Source organism: Niallia sp. 03133 (assembly GCF_052663225.1).
Genome location: NZ_JBQTCY010000006.1, coordinates 190058 through 208104, shown reverse-complemented (window position 1 = coordinate 208104; position 18047 = coordinate 190058). Strand labels below are relative to the sequence as shown.

15 protein-coding genes and 1 riboswitch are annotated in these 18047 nt (G+C 37.2%); of the genes, 4 read left to right on the top strand and 11 right to left on the bottom strand.

Annotated features, from left to right (window positions below; all coding sequences use genetic code 11):
- Positions 1-536 precede the first annotated feature (536 nt).
- The 4 genes from ACTYBU_RS10740 to ACTYBU_RS10725 form a co-directional block, all read right to left on the bottom strand.
- Positions 537-1187, bottom strand: coding sequence for a cupin domain-containing protein (locus tag ACTYBU_RS10740; RefSeq protein ID WP_445489694.1), 651 nt, complete (start codon positions 1185-1187; stop codon positions 537-539).
- Between the two features lie 167 nt (positions 1188-1354).
- Positions 1355-2605 carry a dicarboxylate/amino acid:cation symporter gene (locus ACTYBU_RS10735; RefSeq protein ID WP_445489588.1) on the bottom strand — a complete coding sequence of 417 codons (1251 nt, stop codon included), beginning with the start codon at positions 2603-2605 and terminating at the stop codon, positions 1355-1357.
- A 44-nt stretch (positions 2606-2649) separates the two neighbouring features.
- Complete coding sequence (locus ACTYBU_RS10730) at positions 2650-3345, bottom strand: RraA family protein (protein ID WP_445489587.1); 696 nt, start codon at positions 3343-3345, stop codon at positions 2650-2652.
- 64 nt (positions 3346-3409) lie between these two features.
- Positions 3410-4600: a pyridoxal phosphate-dependent aminotransferase gene (locus tag ACTYBU_RS10725; RefSeq protein WP_445489585.1), complete on the bottom strand. Its 1191-nt coding sequence runs from the start codon at positions 4598-4600 to the stop codon at positions 3410-3412.
- Positions 4601-4718: 118 nt separating this feature from the next.
- On the opposite strand from ACTYBU_RS10725, the gene ACTYBU_RS10720 reads away from it, so the two are divergent.
- From ACTYBU_RS10720 to ACTYBU_RS10710, 3 genes are all read left to right on the top strand, one after another.
- Positions 4719-5630, top strand: coding sequence for a LysR substrate-binding domain-containing protein (locus ACTYBU_RS10720; protein WP_445489583.1), 912 nt, complete (start codon positions 4719-4721; stop codon positions 5628-5630).
- Between the two features lie 181 nt (positions 5631-5811).
- Positions 5812-6738, top strand: a complete 927-nt coding sequence (panE, locus tag ACTYBU_RS10715; RefSeq protein ID WP_445489581.1) for a 2-dehydropantoate 2-reductase — start codon at positions 5812-5814, stop codon at positions 6736-6738.
- Positions 6739-6820: 82 nt separating this feature from the next.
- On the top strand, positions 6821-7417 hold the full coding sequence (locus tag ACTYBU_RS10710) for a hypothetical protein (protein ID WP_445489579.1): 597 nt from the start codon (positions 6821-6823) through the stop codon (positions 7415-7417).
- Positions 7418-8182: 765 nt separating this feature from the next.
- Here the strand turns inward: ACTYBU_RS10710 and sdhB are convergent.
- From sdhB to ACTYBU_RS10695, 3 genes are read right to left on the bottom strand one after another with little or no spacing between them, the layout of a single operon-like run.
- On the bottom strand, positions 8183-8941 hold the full coding sequence (gene sdhB / locus ACTYBU_RS10705) for a succinate dehydrogenase iron-sulfur subunit (protein ID WP_445489577.1): 759 nt from the start codon (positions 8939-8941) through the stop codon (positions 8183-8185).
- A gap of 1 nt (position 8942) precedes the next feature.
- Entirely contained in the window at positions 8943-10706 is a 1764-nt protein-coding gene (sdhA, locus tag ACTYBU_RS10700; protein WP_445489575.1) for a succinate dehydrogenase flavoprotein subunit, read from the bottom strand.
- A 40-nt stretch (positions 10707-10746) separates the two neighbouring features.
- Positions 10747-11355, bottom strand: a complete 609-nt coding sequence (locus ACTYBU_RS10695; protein ID WP_445489573.1) for a succinate dehydrogenase cytochrome b558 subunit — start codon at positions 11353-11355, stop codon at positions 10747-10749.
- A 680-nt stretch (positions 11356-12035) separates the two neighbouring features.
- On the opposite strand from ACTYBU_RS10695, the gene ACTYBU_RS10690 reads away from it, so the two are divergent.
- Positions 12036-12491 (top strand): YslB family protein, encoded by a 456-nt coding sequence (locus ACTYBU_RS10690; protein WP_445489571.1) that lies wholly within the window; start codon positions 12036-12038, stop codon positions 12489-12491.
- 397 nt (positions 12492-12888) lie between these two features.
- Here ACTYBU_RS10690 and ACTYBU_RS10685 read toward each other — a convergent pair whose 3' ends face one another.
- The 4 genes from ACTYBU_RS10685 to ACTYBU_RS10670 form a co-directional block, all read right to left on the bottom strand.
- Positions 12889-14121, bottom strand: coding sequence for an aspartate kinase (locus tag ACTYBU_RS10685; protein ID WP_445489692.1), 1233 nt, complete (start codon positions 14119-14121; stop codon positions 12889-12891).
- 183 nt (positions 14122-14304) lie between these two features.
- A riboswitch (Lysine riboswitch) is annotated at positions 14305-14486 on the bottom strand.
- Between the two features lie 130 nt (positions 14487-14616).
- On the bottom strand, positions 14617-16389 hold the full coding sequence (gene uvrC, locus ACTYBU_RS10680) for an excinuclease ABC subunit UvrC (protein WP_445489569.1): 1773 nt from the start codon (positions 16387-16389) through the stop codon (positions 14617-14619).
- 210 nt (positions 16390-16599) lie between these two features.
- Complete coding sequence (gene trxA / locus ACTYBU_RS10675) at positions 16600-16914, bottom strand: thioredoxin (RefSeq protein WP_445489567.1); 315 nt, start codon at positions 16912-16914, stop codon at positions 16600-16602.
- Between the two features lie 166 nt (positions 16915-17080).
- On the bottom strand, positions 17081-18046 hold the full coding sequence (locus ACTYBU_RS10670) for an electron transfer flavoprotein subunit alpha/FixB family protein (protein WP_445489565.1): 966 nt from the start codon (positions 18044-18046) through the stop codon (positions 17081-17083).
- Position 18047: the final 1 nt, after the last annotated feature.

Below are 18047 nucleotides of genomic sequence, written 5' to 3'. Positions count from 1 at the left end.
ATAAAGATAAATTCAAGTAAACAGATTATCTAACATAAAATAAATTATCTGTATATATTAGTATTTAATTATGATCATTATTAATGACCCTTTCAATAGATAAAGTGAACCTTTCCATCAGTGGGGTTTTCTTCATCCCCGACTGATGGTTAGTTGAACTTATCGGACCTTTACGGGCAAGTCTCAACACCTAGCTTCCTCGATTTCTCAGCATCCCCGAGGTGGGGGTCTTACTGCCCGTTAAGAGTGGGATAAACTTTTCCCCTTTGTGAGGGTCGATTTTTTTCTTGAACTATTTATGGGGATATAATGAGGTTTAGCAACCTATTGAAAGCTGTTATGGAAATGATCGTTTCTTTTAACGTAGTATACACTTTGATTCCCATTATCTAGAATAAACGGCTTTCATAATTCTTCGTTGATTAATAATCACTACACTATAAGGGTTTAACGAAAAAAAGGATGAAAGTGCACCATAACACATTCATCCTTTTCCATGTATATATCCCTCTCCCCTCGAAGAGAGATGGGCGTTGTTATTTGTAATAATTGCCTTCATGATAAGAAGCCTGAGAAGAATAATAGGGATTCTGTTGATAATATGGAGTTGGATGTGGTGCTTGCTGCTGGTAATAAGGGGCTTGATTTCCTTGTCTGCTTTGATTCGCGCATTCATCGGTTGGTCCAATAACAATCGTTTGATTTTTTAACGGGGCAAGTGTTTTCTTTAATTGTTCTGGATTTAAACAATACGTATGTGCCAGCACTTCAATTGGTGTTTTGGTAAGAATGTCAGACCCAAAAATATATCTTGGATATGGTGCATCAAAAATGGCTAGCAAATGGGTTTTATCTTCAGAAGCTATTTCCCAATGCCACCAGCCTTGGGGGATATTCGCCACTTGCCCCGGCTTTATTGGAATATTAGTGATTTTGTTATTAAAAGGGTTAATTAACGAAACAACTGCTGATCCTGAGATGCAATATACGAGCTCCGCGGCATTTTGATGATAATGGGGCTCCACTACATGGCCTTTGCTTAAATAGATATCTAGTAAAGATACATCTCCCAACGTATTCAAATTGTCTCTTCCTAATCGGTTGATATAATTTTGTGCATTTCGGGTATTTAAACGATTTTTGTTCACATCAAAAAAATAGTTGACACTTGATTTTGTATAATCCATATAAGATGTCGGCACAATAAAAAGCCTCCTGCAATTAAAAATTTTTCACATAGGACATTGTATGGAGATAAAAGAAATAGGTGAATATCACGATCGTACGAAATGCTAAAACGAATTAAATACCCTGTCAGGAACTAAACAGGGCATTCATTTTCAAAAATATGCTTCTATACATCCAACACTTCTTTGTTTGTCTGCTTTGCAGAAATTCTTCTTTTCGACTCTTCAAACATGCCTTCTGATTTTGCCATCGCAACTGTAGCTAATGCATTTCCGACCACATTTGTCGCTGTTCTCGCCATATCCATTATAAAATCAACTGCCATTAATAGCGCAATTCCTTCTAATGGGAAATCTAATATTACCGAAACACTAGTCAATATAACAATGGCACCAGATGGAACAGCAGCAACACCTTTTGTCAATAACACAAGCAGCAAGACGATATAAATTTGATCTCCTACCGACAAATCAATATTATAAGCATTTGCTAAAAAAATAATAGCTGGCGCCATATACACCATGCCGCCGTCAAGATTAAAGGAATACCCAAGCGGGAGGACAAATGATACAACCGAATTCTTCGCACCATATCGTTCTAATCGAGCAGTAAGGGGAGCGAATACAGATTCGGAGCTTCTTGTAGTAAAAGCTATTAAAAGTAAATCTTTTATTTCATTTAATAATTCAAAGTAGCGGATTTTATAAATTTTCGCGATAATTGGAAAAATAACTAATAGAATAATAGCTAATCCAAGATAGGTGATTAATATTAAATCCAAGAGCATACTCAGCTTTTCAAAGCCATATGTTGCCACACTATATGCAATAGATCCGAAAACACCAAGTGGGGAAAATTTAATTACATAGTCCAATACTTTAAACATAATTTTCGAAAGTGACTCCAAAACATTTTCTACAGGTTTTGCTTTTTCTTTTAAAGAACGCATCGCTATTCCAAAGAATATACCAAAATAGACAATTGCTAATAAATTTTGCTCCGAAAAAGCAACAAAGATATTAGAAGGAATAATATGAAGCAAAAATTCTCTAAAGTCAATTTTATTTCCAACTATCCCATTTAGCGCATCCGTGTTTCCACCAGTTAAGTTTGCACCAATTCCAAGATGAGCTATGTTAGCAAGGAATAACGACATAACAATAATTAAAGTAGTTACAATTTCGAAATAAATAATTGCTTTTAAAGAGAGACGACCTAATGTTTTATTTGACTTGATTTGCGAAATTCCTAAAACAATTAAAGGGAAAATTAATGGTACTATGGTCATTTTGATCATATGGATAAAAGCATCACCTAAAATTTTCGCCTCTGTACCAAACGTTTTATTTACCTCGCCAGCAATTAGTCCTAATATTAGTGCCGCTGCAATTTGGATCCATAAAGGAATTTTTTTCATGTTCAACTCTCCCCTTTTGTTTATGGTTCATTTTTAATATGCATTCACTCATTATTTTGCAAAGAAAAATAACCTTTTTGACATAATACTTCATCTACCCATGCTCTTTCCCATTTACCAGTTTTCATCATATTTTCGATAACGAACTGTTCTTTTTCTTGGATATGCCGTGTTTTCTCCAACACTGTTTCTGCTGCCTCTTTCGGAATGACAACAATGCCATCATCATCTCCGACAATAATATCTCCAGGATGTACTGGAACCATCCCGCAGCTTATGGTTGTATTCACTTCTCCTGATCCTTCTTTTAAAGGCCCTCTTGGCGTTGCACCTTTCGCATATACGGGAAACTCCAACTTATTAATCGCATATACATCCCTAATAGGGGAGTTGGTGACGATGCCAGAAATCCCTTTTATCTTTGCATATTGGCAAATAAGTTCTCCTACAATGGCATTTTCATTTCCTCCAAATGCATCAATAACTAGTACATCCCCCGGTTTTGCTAAATCCATCGCTTTATGTACCATTAAATTATCAGTTGGATGGACCCGTATCGTTAATGCACTTCCTACTAAATGAACTCCTAGCTTATTCATAGATTTAATCGTAAAATCCATTGCTCGAAACCGGCCCATTACATCAGCAATATTTGCTGTTGCCAACCCTTCGAATCCTTCTATTACCCTTTTTGGAGCTCGGCTAAATTCTTCTATTATCGTTACACCACAATCTGTCATTTGATAAGATTTCCTTTCGTCATTAAAAATATTTAATAGGAATTCAACCAACATGAAAATTCCATTACTTGCTGATAGATGGTACGTTTGCTTTCAAATAATCGAGGATAATCTTCGCTGACTGGATTAATATTTCATCTTCTGCAGCGTAGGAAATCCTTACATATCCTTCTCCTAATTCGCCAAAAGCCGAACCAGGAACAATGGCAACTCCTGTTTTTTCCAATAATCCCATGACTAGTTCTTCTGATTGGAGACCTGTTGCTTCGATATTTACAAATAAGTAAAATGCACCAGGAGGACTTTGAATAGTCAAGTACTCGGATTGATTAAGAATCCCAACGATTAAATCTCTGCGGCTATTGAATTCCTGCTTCATCCTTTCCACTTCTTCACTTGCTTCCTTTAAAGCAGTAATGGCAGCACGCTGTGTAAAAGCTGGCAAACAGCTGATATTATATTGATGAAGCTTCACAAATCCTTTGAATAAATCTTTCGGAGCGTGAAGATAGCCTATCCTCCAGCCTGTCATAGCATATGCTTTTGAAAATCCATTGATTGTGATTGTTCTTTCTGCCATACCTGGCAGCGATGCAATACTTCGATGGTTTGCCTTGCAATATATTAATTTTTCATAAATTTCATCTGAAAGGACAATTAAGTCATGTTGGATTGCAAGTCTAGAAATTTCTACTAATGTTTCTTCATCGATCATCATGCCAGTAGGATTTCCTGGAGAATTTAGAATCAATAGACGAGTTCGTTCTGTGATTCGCTTTTCTATTTCTTTCGGATTCAGCTTGAATGATCCACTATCAAAATCTATTGGAACGGAAATTGATTTAGCTCCTGCAACATGACAGCACGCCTCATAATGAGGCCAGGTTGGAGATGGAATTAATGCCTCATCACCTGGATTAAGCAAACCAACTATACACGCAAAAACAGCTTCAGATGCTCCAGTAGTAACTAAAATTTCATCGGCAGATGCCTTGATATTATTTTCGTTTACTAGTTTAGCTGCTATCGCTTCTCTTAATTCCAGCAATCCAGCATTAGCAGTATAATGTGTTTCTCCGCTGACCATGGAATCAATGCCAGACTGAATAATGACTTGCGGGGTTTGAAAATCGGGTTCCCCCAACACCAGATTGTAAATGCGTTTGCCTTCTTTTTTTAATTGGTTTGCTTTATCATAAATTCTTCGTATATTAGAAAACCCAAGTTTTTCTAGTCTATCTGCATTCGTTAACATCATTTTTCTCCTTTCATTCATACTAACTATCTAAATAGTATAATTTTTTTAAACATTTGTAAAATTCAATTAAATAGTATAAAATATCGATAACTTCGATATTTTAGGAGAATTAATGATGAATAAATATGGATTGGAAGCTTTTTTAGCAATTGTTCGACATAAACGACTTACCGACGCAGCCAAGTCACTGTTTTTATCCCAATCGACGCTCAGTCATCGTTTACTACAATTCGAGAAAGAGTTGGGGATTAAATTAATTGAACGGGGAAGGGGAATTCGCAGCCTTACATTGACTCCCGGCGGAGAAGAATTTTTGCCTATCGCCAGAAAATTAGAAGAGTTAATACAACAAACACACCGAATTAAATCACGATCAACAACATCTGTTCTTTCAATAGGGGCAGTAGACAGTATCCACTCTTTTATCCTTCCACCTGTCTATCAAGAATTAAATAAATATGCGTCTCATTTGAACTTGACTGTAAAAACCCATCAATCGATTGAACTATACTGGCTTTTGGAACATGGAGAAGTGGATGTAGCATTTACTCTTTTAGAGCAGCCAATGCCAAAAATGACAATGAGTGAATTTTTACGAGAACCTATGGTTGTTATGTATAAAATGGAAACTAATTCTTGTGCCAACAAACTGCTTAATGAAGAAAACTTAGACTTTTCAAAACAAATTTTTATCGATTGGGGATCCTCTTTTCGCACTTGGTATGACTATTGGATAAAAACAAAAGAGGTATACGATTACTCCACCATTCAACTGGATACTGCCAGCCTGCTGTTAACCTTTGCGCAAGAACCCTGTCAATGGTCCATCGTACCATTATCAATTGCCCAGCAATTTCACGCCACTAGCCATTTTGATTATTTCCGTTTAGCGGATTCACCGCCTGACCGGGTTTGTTATAAAATTGAAAATAGAGGCAAGTCTTCTCGATTAGAAGGACTTCGGATTTTAGATGAATGTTTAAAGGTGCTAAAAGCTGATTTTGATGGTAAAAAACAATTTTTATAAATAGGAGAAGTAATGTTAAGTAATTTAGTAGAAAAGCAGGTGATACTCCGGGCTTTTCTTCGACTCGATTTTTTGGGGAGTTATCGCTTTTCTTCTCCTTGTGTCTATTAAACTGCTTCCTTTTTAACAATGGAAATATGCTACAATGATAGAAAATAAATCAACAGAAAGGAAGTTTTTCATGCGTATTTTAGTACTCGGAGCCGGCGGGGTTGGCGGCTACTTCGGCGGTCGTTTAGTAGAAAAAGGGGAAGATGTGACTTTTCTTGTTCGTAGCGGTCGAAAAAAACAACTAAAAGAAAAAGGTCTTGTCATTCGCAGTGTAAATGGAGACTTTCAATTTTCACCCAAATTAATCACAAAAACAGATGAGGCAGAAGCTTTCGATTTAGTTTTATTTTCTACAAAAGCCTATCATTTAGAAGAAGCAATAAACGATCTTCAAGCGTTCATTGGAGAAAAAACAGTTGTACTGCCTCTTTTAAATGGAATAGCCCACTTGCCTGCATTAAAACAAGCTTTCGGCGAGGATAAAGTAATTGGCGGTTTATGTTTTATTGAAACTACTTTAAATAAAGAAGGCGATGTTGTGCAGACAAGTGCTGCTGCCCGTATAGTTTACGGAGAAATCGGAAGCCAGCAGACAGAGCGGATTCGTCGAATGGAGGATGCATTCAGCGGAGCGAAAGCGGATTTCCTTTTAAGTGATCATATCGAGCAGGAAATGTGGCATAAATATTTATTTATCTCGGTGATGTCTGGTGCAACAACACTAATGCGTGCACCAATAGGACCAATTCGTGAAAGCAGCGGAGGCAGATCTTTTATCCGCCAACTGTTTGAGGAAGCAGCACAGATTATGCGAGCATATGGGGCACCGATACAAGAAAACATTGTGGACGAACATATGAAAACAATCGATGCTATTGGCTATGAAATGAAATCTTCTATGCAGCGGGATATGGAAAAGGGTTCCTTTATTGAGGGAGATCATTTACAGGGATATTTATTAGAATTGGCGAAAAACACCTCTTCGAATGCCCAGTTGCTGTCCGTTGTGTATCAAAATCTGAAAGTATATATAAAAATGCTAGAATACAATAAATAATAAAAACATTGCTATAAACAATCTATTACTAAAAATAATTTCTTTATTGAAATGAATACATATTTGTTGGAGGTAAACATTTTTGATCTGGTCCTTTATTTTTCTGCTTATTATCGCAATTATCGTTCCCATATTCAACTTGCCTTTTGCGGTGCTTATTATTGCCTATATTCTTTTTGTCGTTGCAACTATTTATTTTTCCTTTTATCCTATTTTATTTGAAAAAGAGGTAAAGAAAATACTCCAGTTTTTAAAAAAATCAAGACAGCCTTATAATCGCTTTCTTTATTTTCTCTATATTGGGGACGAGAAAGAAGCAGAAAATCTATTAAATCGTATTCGATATAAAGAGGTAAAAAATATTTCTCAGATTATTTTACTGTCTAAACAAAAAAAGTTTGATAAAGCAAAAGAACTTCTCCCTTTAATGAAGGAATCAAAAAATAAATGGTACTATACAGCTGCCCTTGCTCTTGAAGAAGGCGATTTAGCTACCTATCAAACAAATAAAGACCTCATAAAAGATGAATTATTGCTTACTTGGCTGAACATCGAGAATAAAAGAAAACAAGGAGAGGAAACAGAAGCATTACATATGCTGGATAAAGTAATCCCAACATTAAGAGGGTTAAAATTGCTGTCTGCTCTTCAATATAAAAAAGAAATAACTTCCGCATAAAGTGAACCTTCCATCAGTGGGGTATTGTTCATCCCCACTGATGGTTAGTTGAACTTATCGGATCTTTACGGGCAGTTATCCCCCACCTAGCTTCCTCGATTTCTCAGCACCTTGAGGTGGGGGTTTTACTGCCCGTTTAGTGTGGGATAAATTGAAAAGCTACCAGCTACATTTTCATAGCAAAAAAGGATGTTTGCAGACAGTCTGTACTCTGTAAACATCCTTCTTTCTATTAGCATATCGTTATATACTATCTATTTATGTAACTGACCCCTGCCGGCTAAGTGATTATTTCTAATAAGAAAAGCGCAAGCGCCCTTGCTCATCGACAGAATAAGCTGGACTGAATCGAGTGAGATAAAGGAAACACGAAGAACGTAGTGATTCGATGTTGACTTATCGTAGACGAGGTGAGGGAAGCGTTGAAGTTGATAGGGCGCTGGAGCTAGACACTAGTCTAACTTCAAAAATTTTATACTTTCTTATCTCTAAATAAAAACAAAACCCATGCGTCTCTTCCTTTCCCCTAGGAATGACAAAACCACTGGAAAGTATCCTAGTAAAAAATACTTGCAAGCATCCATCTTTCTAGATTCATCTGCTGATCCTCCCATGTTTTATCCTATTAAATTCAAACAAAAAATAAGATATAATTCGTTATTATTAAATGTAGATTCCTCCCTTTTACACGACCAATATTTAACAATTAAGCGCAAAAAAACGCCTGGTGAATGATCACCAAGCGGTACTTTCTAAATTGCTTATTCAATTGTCGCTTCCGAAGAAATTTTTAAATGCTTGTAAAGTGGTATCACGATTTAATACAGCAATGGAAGTTGTTAATGGGATTCCTTTTGGACAGGACTGAACACAGTTTTGTGAATTTCCGCAATTAGCGAGACCACCGTCCCCCATTATTTCTTCCAATCTTTCTGACTTATTCATCTGTCCAGTTGGATGTGCATTAAAGAGACGCACTTGTGATAGTGGTGCCGGTCCCATAAAATTTGACTTGCTGTTTACATTCGGGCATGCCTCCAAGCAGACTCCGCAAGTCATGCATTTGGATAATTCATACGCCCACTGTCTTTTTTTCTCCGGCATTCTTGGTCCTGGTCCTAAATCATACGTCCCATCAATCGGAATCCATGCTTTGACTTTTTTTAAGGAGTCGAACATTCTGCTTCGATCTACTTGCAGATCCCGCACAATCGGAAATGTAGACATCGGCTCTAATCGAATCGGCTGTTCCAGCTGATCGACAAGAGCGGTGCATGATTGTCTTGGTTTTCCGTTAATTATCATCGAGCAAGCGCCGCAAACTTCTTCTAAGCAGTTCATATCCCAGACTACAGGCGTTGTATGCTCTCCCTTGCTATTTATCGGATTTCTTCTAATTTCCATTAATGCAGAGATAACATTCATGTTTGGTCGATAAGGAAGTGTGAATTCCTCCATGTAGGCGGAAGATTCGGGATCGTCTTGTCTAGTAATCTGAAATACGACAGTTTTTGCTTCTCCCATTTTAATTCACTCCTTCTTTTTGTTTCGAATAATCACGTTTTCTCGGCTGAATAAGAGAAGTATCTACTTCATCATAGTGAAAATGAGGCGCTTCTTTTTCTGAAACAAAAGCTGCCATTGTAGTTTTTAAGAATTCCTCATCATTTCTTTCTGGAAAATCTGGTTTAAAATGAGCCCCCCTGCTTTCGTTTCGATTATATGCGCCAATTGTAATGACACGGGCAAGCTGCAGCATATTTTGCAGCTGTCTTGTAAATACTGCACCTTGATTGCTCCACTTTGCAGTATCATTAATATTTATTTTTTTATAACGCTCCAGCAATTCCTGAATCTTATTATCGGTAGCAAGGAGCTTGTCATTATAGCGAACAACTGTTACATTGTCTGTCATCCATTCTCCTAATTCTTTATGAAGAATATAGGCATTCTCCGTGCCGTCAAGCCTCATGATTTCATCCCACTTTGCTTGTTCCTCTGCGATCGCATGATCAAATAGAAACGAGGATAAATCGTCTGAACTTTTTTTCAAACCACTGATATATCTTACAGCATTCGGCCCGACAACCATTCCGCCGTAAATAGCTGACAGGAGGCTGTTTGCTCCTAAACGATTTGCTCCATGCTGGGAATAATCACATTCCCCAGCAGCAAACAGCCCAGGGATATTGGTCATTTGATCGTAATCTACCCATAATCCTCCCATGGAATAATGAACAGCTGGAAATATTTTCATCGGAAGTTTCCGAGGATCTTCTCCCATAAATTTCTCGTAAATTTCAATAATGCCGCCCAATTTAATATCAAGCTCTTTCGGATTTTTATGGGAAAGATCGAGATACACCATATTTTCTCCATTAATCCCTAGCTTTTGGTCCACACATACATGAAATATTTCCCGTGTGGCAATGTCCCTTGGAACAAGATTTCCGTATGCCGGATATTTTTCTTCTAAGAAATACCACGGTTTTCCATCTTTATACGTCCATACCCTTCCACCTTCACCCCGAGCTGATTCACTCATTAACCGAAGCTTATCATCTCCTGGAATAGCAGTCGGATGGATTTGAATAAATTCACCATTTGCATAATAGGCACCTTGCTGATACACAATGGAGGCAGCTGATCCTGTATTAATAACAGAGTTTGTTGATTTTCCAAAAATAATCCCTGGTCCACCTGTAGCCATGATGACCGCATCGGATGGGAATGCTTTAATTTCCATTGTTTTTAAGTTTTGTGCTTTTACTCCTCGGCATGCCCCTTCATCATCCAAAATAATACCCAAAAACTCCCATCCCTCATATTTAATAATCAGGCCGTCTACTTCAAACTTCCGCACTTGTTCATCTAAGGCATATAATAACTGTTGTCCAGTTGTAGCCCCAGCAAATGCGGTCCTATGATACTGTGTTCCCCCAAAGCGGCGAAAATCCAACAGTCCTTCTGGTGTTCTATTAAACATAACACCCATGCGATCCAATAAATGAATAATGCCAGGTGCTGCCTCTGCCATAGCTTTAACAGGCGGCTGATTCGCTAAAAAATCTCCGCCATAAACCGTATCATCAAAATGCTCCCAAGGTGAATCTCCTTCTCCTTTTGTATTTACTGCACCATTTATGCCGCCTTGTGCACAAACAGAGTGTGATCTTTTTACCGGCACCAGGGAAAACAGCTCAACAGAGGTTCCTGTTTCAGCCACTTTAATAGCTGCCATTAAACCTGCTAAACCACCGCCTACAATAATCACTTTGCCTTTATTCATTATGCTTCACTCCCTATCTAGTACCCTATTAAACTCTTTCCTAAATAAATGCAAACAATGCCCGAACGCCTATTATCGATAAAACAATAAATACTCCAATTGTTATATATGTAGAAATGCGCTGTGATCTTTTTGAAACCGTAATTCCCCAGCTGACGCAAAAGGACCATAAACCATTCGAAAAATGAAAAATAGTAGATAATATCCCTACAAGATAGAAGGCAAACATCCAAGGATTTGCTAGATTTTCCTGCATCATTTCATAATTCACTTCTTGTCCCATTGCTGCAGCGACCCTTGTTTCCCAAATATGCCAAACAATAAAAATCAAGGTAATAATACCTGTTAACCGCTGTAAATAAAACATCCAGTTTCGGAAATATCCATAATTCTTCGTATTATTTTTTGCTGTAAACGCAATATAGATGCCATAAAAGGCATGATAGATAATTGGTAAAAAAATCACAAAAATCTCTAACGCATATCGAAATGGAAGATGCTCCATAAAGCCTGCCGCCTTATTAAAAGATGCAGCACCCTTTGTCGCAAAATGATTCACGATAAGATGTTGAATTAGAAAGACCCCCACTGGAATTACACCAAGCAATGAGTGTATCCTTCTGTACAGAAACTCGCGGTTTGTTGTCATTTAATTCCCCCCTAGTTAAAAAAGCGTAAGGCACCTGGCCGTCGACGCTAGATATACGTCAGACTTCAGAAAAGTTATCCTTTCTTGCATTTTGAAAAAAGATTTTTCTCATAAAATTAAAGCGATTACAATATCAAAAATTCTTACAATTCTGTGACAACTTTATTGTACTCTCAAAAAAAAACAAGGTCAAGAAAACGGATACATAATTCACACTTATTTTTCCAGTGCTTCTTATCCTATATATATGAAATTCCCCCTAAAATAATTTCTATTTTATAAAGTGATTCTTCCATCAGTGGGGGTTTTCTTCATCCCCCACTGATGGTTAGTATTACTTATCGGACCTTTACTGGTAGTTATTCCCTACCTTGCTTCCTCGATCTCGGCATCTTGAGGTGGGGGTCTTTACTGCCCGTTATGAGTGGGATAAATATGAATAAGATCCTATTCATTCGGGAACAAAAAAAAAAGAAAATCCTAAAGCTACTTCATTTCATGACAAGCATAAGTAGAGCTAGCGCGGAATGGAATAAACAATCTTCCCTTTTTATTATGTATTTTTTTAGGATTTAAAGTATACTATTAAAGCAATATATATTTTTTTATTCTTTTGATTACACATCCCATTACAATATTTAGAAATATATATAATAGAATAATAGAAAGAGGAGAGACTATTGAGTGATTTAACATCTGTAGAAGGAAGATCAAGAGTGGATGGTGAACCTCTTACTGTTCCTGCTTATGGCTATGAATTAATTCGAGAAATATTAATACCTGACTTATTGGGAAGAGATACTCCGGAACTGCTGTATTGGGCTGGCAAACGAATTGCAAGAATGTTTCCACTGGAAAATGTAGAAGATGCTAGACTCTTTTTTGAAAAAGCAGGCTGGGGAACGCTCGAAGTCAGCAAACAGTCTAAACATGAAATAGAGTATACTTTAACAAGTCGATTAATTGAAAAAAGGTTAAAGGAAAAAGGAAAATGTTCTTTTCAACTCGAGGCGGGCTACTTAGCACAGCAGCACGAACTAGTAAAGAAGATAATTGCTGAAGCATTTGAGGACCCAAAAAGAAGAGGGAAAAAAATTACGATTACCGTTCGCTGGGACAGTAAAGATCCTATTTAATAAGAAAAGCGCAAGCGCCCTTGCTCATCGACAGAAAAAGCTGAGTTCCACAGGATGTGGATCACACAAACGAAGACATAAGGATGTGGCGTTCTTAATTTGTGTACCTTAAGTGAGATATAGGAAACACGAAGAACATAGTGATTCGATGTTGACTACGCAAGCGAGGTGAGGGAAGCGTTGAAGTCGATAGGGTGCTGGAGCTAGACACTTGTCAGACTTCAGGAAACTTATACTTTCTTATCTAATGACAAACGGCAAGCTCCTTTGTGACAGCAGGAGTGGCCAATTAAATAATAAGGACTACATACACCACGTCCATCTATCGAATTATTATAAAAAAGCTGCCGTTTTTTCATTCCGGCAGCTTTTTTCTTTCAGTATGTTCTATTATTATTTATGCATTGACAACAGCGATTTTGCTTAATTCAAAAGCATCATGCAATGCTTCAACCGCTTGGACCATTTTGTCTTTTTCAATAACAGTTGATACTTTAATTTCAGAAGTACTTACCATCTTGATAACAATCTCTTCATTTGCCAAAACCTTAAACATATCAGCTGCCACACCTGGATTGGAAATCATGCCAGATCCTACAATTGAAACTTTTGCAAGTCCTTGATCAGACGTTACTTTTTCATAGGATAATACTGATTTATTTTCTTCCAGTACTTTTACTGTTTCTTCTAAATCGCTGTCTTTAATAGAAAATGACAGATTCATTGTTTCTTGATCAATTAAGCTTTGAATAATAATATCTACATTGATATGATTGGATGCTAATGTAGTAAAAATAGTAGACAGGCTTGTTAAAGGATTTTTTAATCCATAAACCGTTACGCTTGTAATATTATCTTCAAATGCTACCCCTCTTACAACTAAATTTTGCTCCATTGATACTTCCTCCTCGATGATTGTTCCTTCTTCTCTCTCCATGCTTGAGCGTACAACAAGCGGCACTTGATAATTTTTTGCGTATTCTACTGCCCGCGGATGCAGTACTCCTGCTCCTAAATTAGCAAGCTCGAGCATTTCGTCATAAGAGACTGCCAATAGTTTTCTTGCGTTCTTAATATAACGTGGGTCTGTTGTAAACACACCTGTTACATCAGTATAAATATCGCATTTATCTGCTTTAAGGGCTGCTGCCAAAGCAACTGCCGTTGTATCAGATCCGCCTCGCCCCAATGTTGTAATGGCTCCATCCTCTGATACTCCTTGGAAGCCTGCCACAATGACAACTTTTCCTTCTTTTAATTGTTCCTGCATCTTTTCCGTTTCAATATTTAAAATGCGGGCATTTCCATGGACGGCCTCTGTTTGGATCCCTGCTTGCCATCCTGTATAAGAAATCGCATCTACTTGTTTTGCATTTAAAGCCATCGATAATAAACTAATCGTAATTTGTTCTCCTGTTGACAGCAATACGTCCATTTCTCTTTTCGACGGACGATCTGCCAGCTCTCCTGCTAGTCTTACTAATTCATCGGTTGTTTTGCCCATTGCAGAAACGACTACAACCACATCATTTCCTCTATTTTTTTCCTCGATTACCCGCTCGGCAACATTTTTGATTCTGTCTGCACTTCCTACTGATGTTCCACCGAACTTTTGTACAACTAAACCCACAGCATTCCCTACTTTCATTTTTCTTAGAAGTGTTATTTTTTCTAGTTCCAAATACATTCGTTAAATACTTTTTTTATTACATTAGTAGAAAGAAATCTTATTGGCTTCCTTTTTTAGACAATAAAAAAAGCAATGAGAACGTCTCATTGCTGTGCAGAAAAAAACAATAAAAATGTGCACAAACAGTGAGATAGCCCTCCAAAACAGTTCCTTGTTTTGACAGTCTTGCATTTATTCAATGCAAAACCAGCAAAGAAAATAATGAGTTTTCCTTTACTTCGGCGAACTATCCCTTTCCTAATCCTTCTATGAAGCTCATTCTTCTCTGGATTAATACTTTTGAAGTTCGCACCTCTACCTTCACTTATTAAGTATAAGTTGCCATCATTATAGCATAGAGATTTTTATCCGACAACATATGTTTTTATCTTTTAAAAAATTAATGCCAATCTACTTTTTGAATACCTCTATTTTCAACAATCCGGACAACTTGTCTTATTCCTTTAGTTTTGCTAATAACTCTTCTGCTACATTTGCCGGTATGCCGATATTACGAAATTCTTCGATTGTGGCTTCTTTCATTTTTTTAACCGAACCAAATGTTTTTAATAAAAGCTTCCGGCGCTTGTCTCCAATTCCTGGTATCTCATCCAATAATGATTGAAAGGCATTTTTCCCGCGTATTTGACGATGAAACGTAATCGCAAATCGATGGACCTCATCCTGAACCCGCTGAAGCAAATAAAATTCCTGACTATTTCTTGCTAATGGAATGATCTCCAACGGATCTCCATATAATAGTTGAGATGTCCGGTGCTTATCATCTTTTGCCAGTCCAGCAACAGGAATATCTAATCCAAGCTCCAATGAAAGAATTTCTTTCACTGCTTCTAAATGGCCTTTTCCACCATCAATTAAGATTAAATCAGGAAGGGGAAGTCCCTCTTTTAGGACCCGCTGATATCTCCGCCTTACCACTTCTCTCATCGACTCATAATCATCTGGGCCTTGAACGGTTCTAATTTTGTATTTCCGGTATTCCTTTCTGGCTGGTTTTCCATCCAAAAATACAATCATGGCAGAAACGGGATTTGTTCCTTGAATATTGCTGTTGTCAAATGCTTCTATACGAAGTGGTGTATAAATGCCCATCGCATGTCCTAAATTCTCCACCGCCTTAATCGTTCTTTCTTCATCCCGATCGATTAAAGCAAACTTTTCATGCAGTGCATTTTTGGCATTTTTATTGGCTAACAGCACAAGTTCTTTTTTCTGCCCTCTTTGCGGCTTTAACACTTTTACTCCTAAAAGCTCTTCCACCATATCCCCTTGTATGCTATCTGGGATTAGGATTTCTTTTGGTTTAAAATGGTTTTCTTTTGCGTAAAATTGACCAAAGTACGTAAGCATTTCTTCTTCCGGTTCTTGATAAATAGGAAACATGCTTACATCCCTTTCAATTAATTTACCTTGCCTGATAAAAAAGACTTGCACGCACATCCAACCCTTATCATAGGAAAATCCAAATACATCCCGGTCGACTAAATCAGTCATCATCATCTTCTGCTTTTCCATAATCGCTTCAATATGAGCAATTTGATCCCGGTACTCTTTTGCTCGCTCAAAATCCAATTCTTCTGCAGCAGCAGTCATTTTTTCCGTCAGCTCATTTTTTATGTCTTTATATCCACCGTTCAAAAACTTTGTTATTTCATCCACAATAAGCCGATATTCTTCTTGTTGTATATCCTTAACACACGGCGCCAAGCATTGGCCTAGATGATAATATAAACATACTCGATCAGGCAATGTGGTACACTTTCTTAACGGATAAATGCGATCTAGCAGTTTTTTTGTTTCATTGGCAGATTGAGCATTCGGATAGGGGCCGAAATATTTGCCTTTATCTTTTTTTACTTTTCTTGTTGTAATAAGCCGAGGATGCTTTTCTGAGGTCAGCTTGATAAAAGGGTAGCTTTTATCATCCTTTAACATAATATTATATTTTGGATCATATTTTTTAATTAAATTAATTTCCAATAATAATGCTTCCATGTTGGAAGAGGTAATAATATATTCAAAATCCTCTATTTCATTGACAAGTCTTAATGTTTTTCCATCATGAGAACCTGTAAAATAAGAGCGCACACGGTTTTTTAACACTTTTGCTTTACCTACATATATCACTGTACCTTGCCGGTCTTTCATTAAATAACATCCAGGCTGATCAGGTAAGAGCATCAGTTTATTTTTCAAGTTACTATTCAATTGTCTTCCCTCCCTGAATGCTCGGGACTGTCGATTAGTATTCTATTATAGATAATCCTACTTTTGTCTAATGTCCGAGTTTATTGCATACTAATATCTATGATACGTGGAGGAGGTCGGTTTCAGCAAGAAATAAGTCGCGGATGGAAAGGAAAGGAAGAAGAGGAATAAAAAAAGCGTGAAGAACAAGCTGCTCTTCACCGCATTTTTTTAAGCATGTTTAGATAATAGTTCTGCAAGAGCTTCTTTCGGCTGGAATCCAACCACTTTATCCACCACTTCACCATCTTTGAAAACTAATAAAGTTGGGATGCTCATTACACCAAATTTAGCTGCTGATTCTTGGTTTTCATCCACGTCGATTTTGACGATTTTTACTTTATCCCCAATTTCAGCATCTAATTCTTCTAATACTGGAGCAATCATTTTACAAGGTCCGCACCAAGGTGCCCAAAAATCTGCAAGTACAACACCTGTACCTGTTTCTGTTTGAAAGTTTTGATCTGTTGCATGTGAAATTGCCATTATATATTGCCTCCTCTAATTGTTAAACTGATAATATCGAAAGTATACCACCGTTTTTATCTGGATGCTAATAATTTGTTTCGTCCATAATGTCCCCAACCATTACTCGTTCTATTCGATGGATGGTTTTAACAATAACCTCCAAATAAAAGCTCTTTTTATCCATTTATTTGGAATCCTCCAGGTCTTTAATTAATAATGGCAATACTTCAAAAATATCTCCAACAATGCAATAGTCTGCTTCTTTAAAAATAGGAGCATCTGGATCGTTATTTATTGCGATAACTGTTTTCGCCCCATTCATGCCGACAACATGCTGAATAGCTCCAGAAATTCCACAGGCAATATATATATCTGGAGCAACTGCTTTTCCGGTTTGGCCAATTTGCAAGGACGAGTCACTTAGTCCTAATTCAACTGCGCCTCTAGAAACACCAACCGTGCCCCCTAGCAATAAAGCCAGTTTTTTTATCAATTCCATGCCCTCTTGATTTTTAATCCCTCTTCCACCTGCAACAATAACTTTTGCATCCAATAAATCCAGCATGCTATTTTCCTTTTTTTTCACTTTTACTAACGGAAAAATCGGTTTTATTTTACCCAGATGAATTTCTTCCACCACTGCTGGTTTTTCCTTCTGTTTTGCTGGCAATTCCCAGCTGCTTGGTTTGATTGCAGCAATAAAGTCTGCTTCTTTTAAAAAGATTGTTTCATTTAGCTTTCCAGAAAAAACGGAGCGTGTAAGAAATAGCGCTTTGTTTTCTTGTTTTATATCCTTTATGTTAGAAAAAAGAGGAATATTTAACACTTCACTTAAATAGGGTGCCAAGCTTTTTCCGAAATCCGTTTGGGGAATAATGACGTTCGTAGGTTTTTCTTTTTTCAAGATAGATTCCAGCATTTTTCCGTATGCTTCTTGGGAAAATGTGGAGGATTTTGTTTGCACCCATATTATTTTATGCACATTATAATATAAAAGCTCTTCCATATTCGATCTGGTTTTATCTTCTCCGTATAATACAACGACTATTTCTGCTTCATCATCCACTTTTTTAGCAGCTGATAAACATTCCATTGTAACAGTACGCATTTGGTCTTGTTTCATTTCTCCAATAATCAATACTTTTCCCATC

Coding starts and splice junctions, on each gene's coding strand:
- ACTYBU_RS10740 (WP_445489694.1), bottom strand. CDS start 1,187: ATGGATTATACAAAATCAAGTGTCAACTATTTTTTTGATGTGAACAAA.
- ACTYBU_RS10735 (WP_445489588.1), bottom strand. CDS start 2,605: ATGAAAAAAATTCCTTTATGGATCCAAATTGCAGCGGCACTAATATTA.
- ACTYBU_RS10730 (WP_445489587.1), bottom strand. CDS start 3,345: ATGACAGATTGTGGTGTAACGATAATAGAAGAATTTAGCCGAGCTCCA.
- ACTYBU_RS10725 (WP_445489585.1), bottom strand. CDS start 4,600: ATGTTAACGAATGCAGATAGACTAGAAAAACTTGGGTTTTCTAATATA.
- ACTYBU_RS10720 (WP_445489583.1), top strand. CDS start 4,719: ATGAATAAATATGGATTGGAAGCTTTTTTAGCAATTGTTCGACATAAA.
- panE (WP_445489581.1), top strand. CDS start 5,812: ATGCGTATTTTAGTACTCGGAGCCGGCGGGGTTGGCGGCTACTTCGGC.
- sdhB (WP_445489577.1), bottom strand. CDS start 8,941: ATGGGAGAAGCAAAAACTGTCGTATTTCAGATTACTAGACAAGACGAT.
- sdhA (WP_445489575.1), bottom strand. CDS start 10,706: ATGAATAAAGGCAAAGTGATTATTGTAGGCGGTGGTTTAGCAGGTTTA.
- ACTYBU_RS10695 (WP_445489573.1), bottom strand. CDS start 11,355: ATGACAACAAACCGCGAGTTTCTGTACAGAAGGATACACTCATTGCTT.
- trxA (WP_445489567.1), bottom strand. CDS start 16,914: ATGGCAATTTCACATGCAACAGATCAAAACTTTCAAACAGAAACAGGT.
- ACTYBU_RS10670 (WP_445489565.1), bottom strand. CDS start 18,046: ATGGGAAAAGTATTGATTATTGGAGAAATGAAACAAGACCAAATGCGT.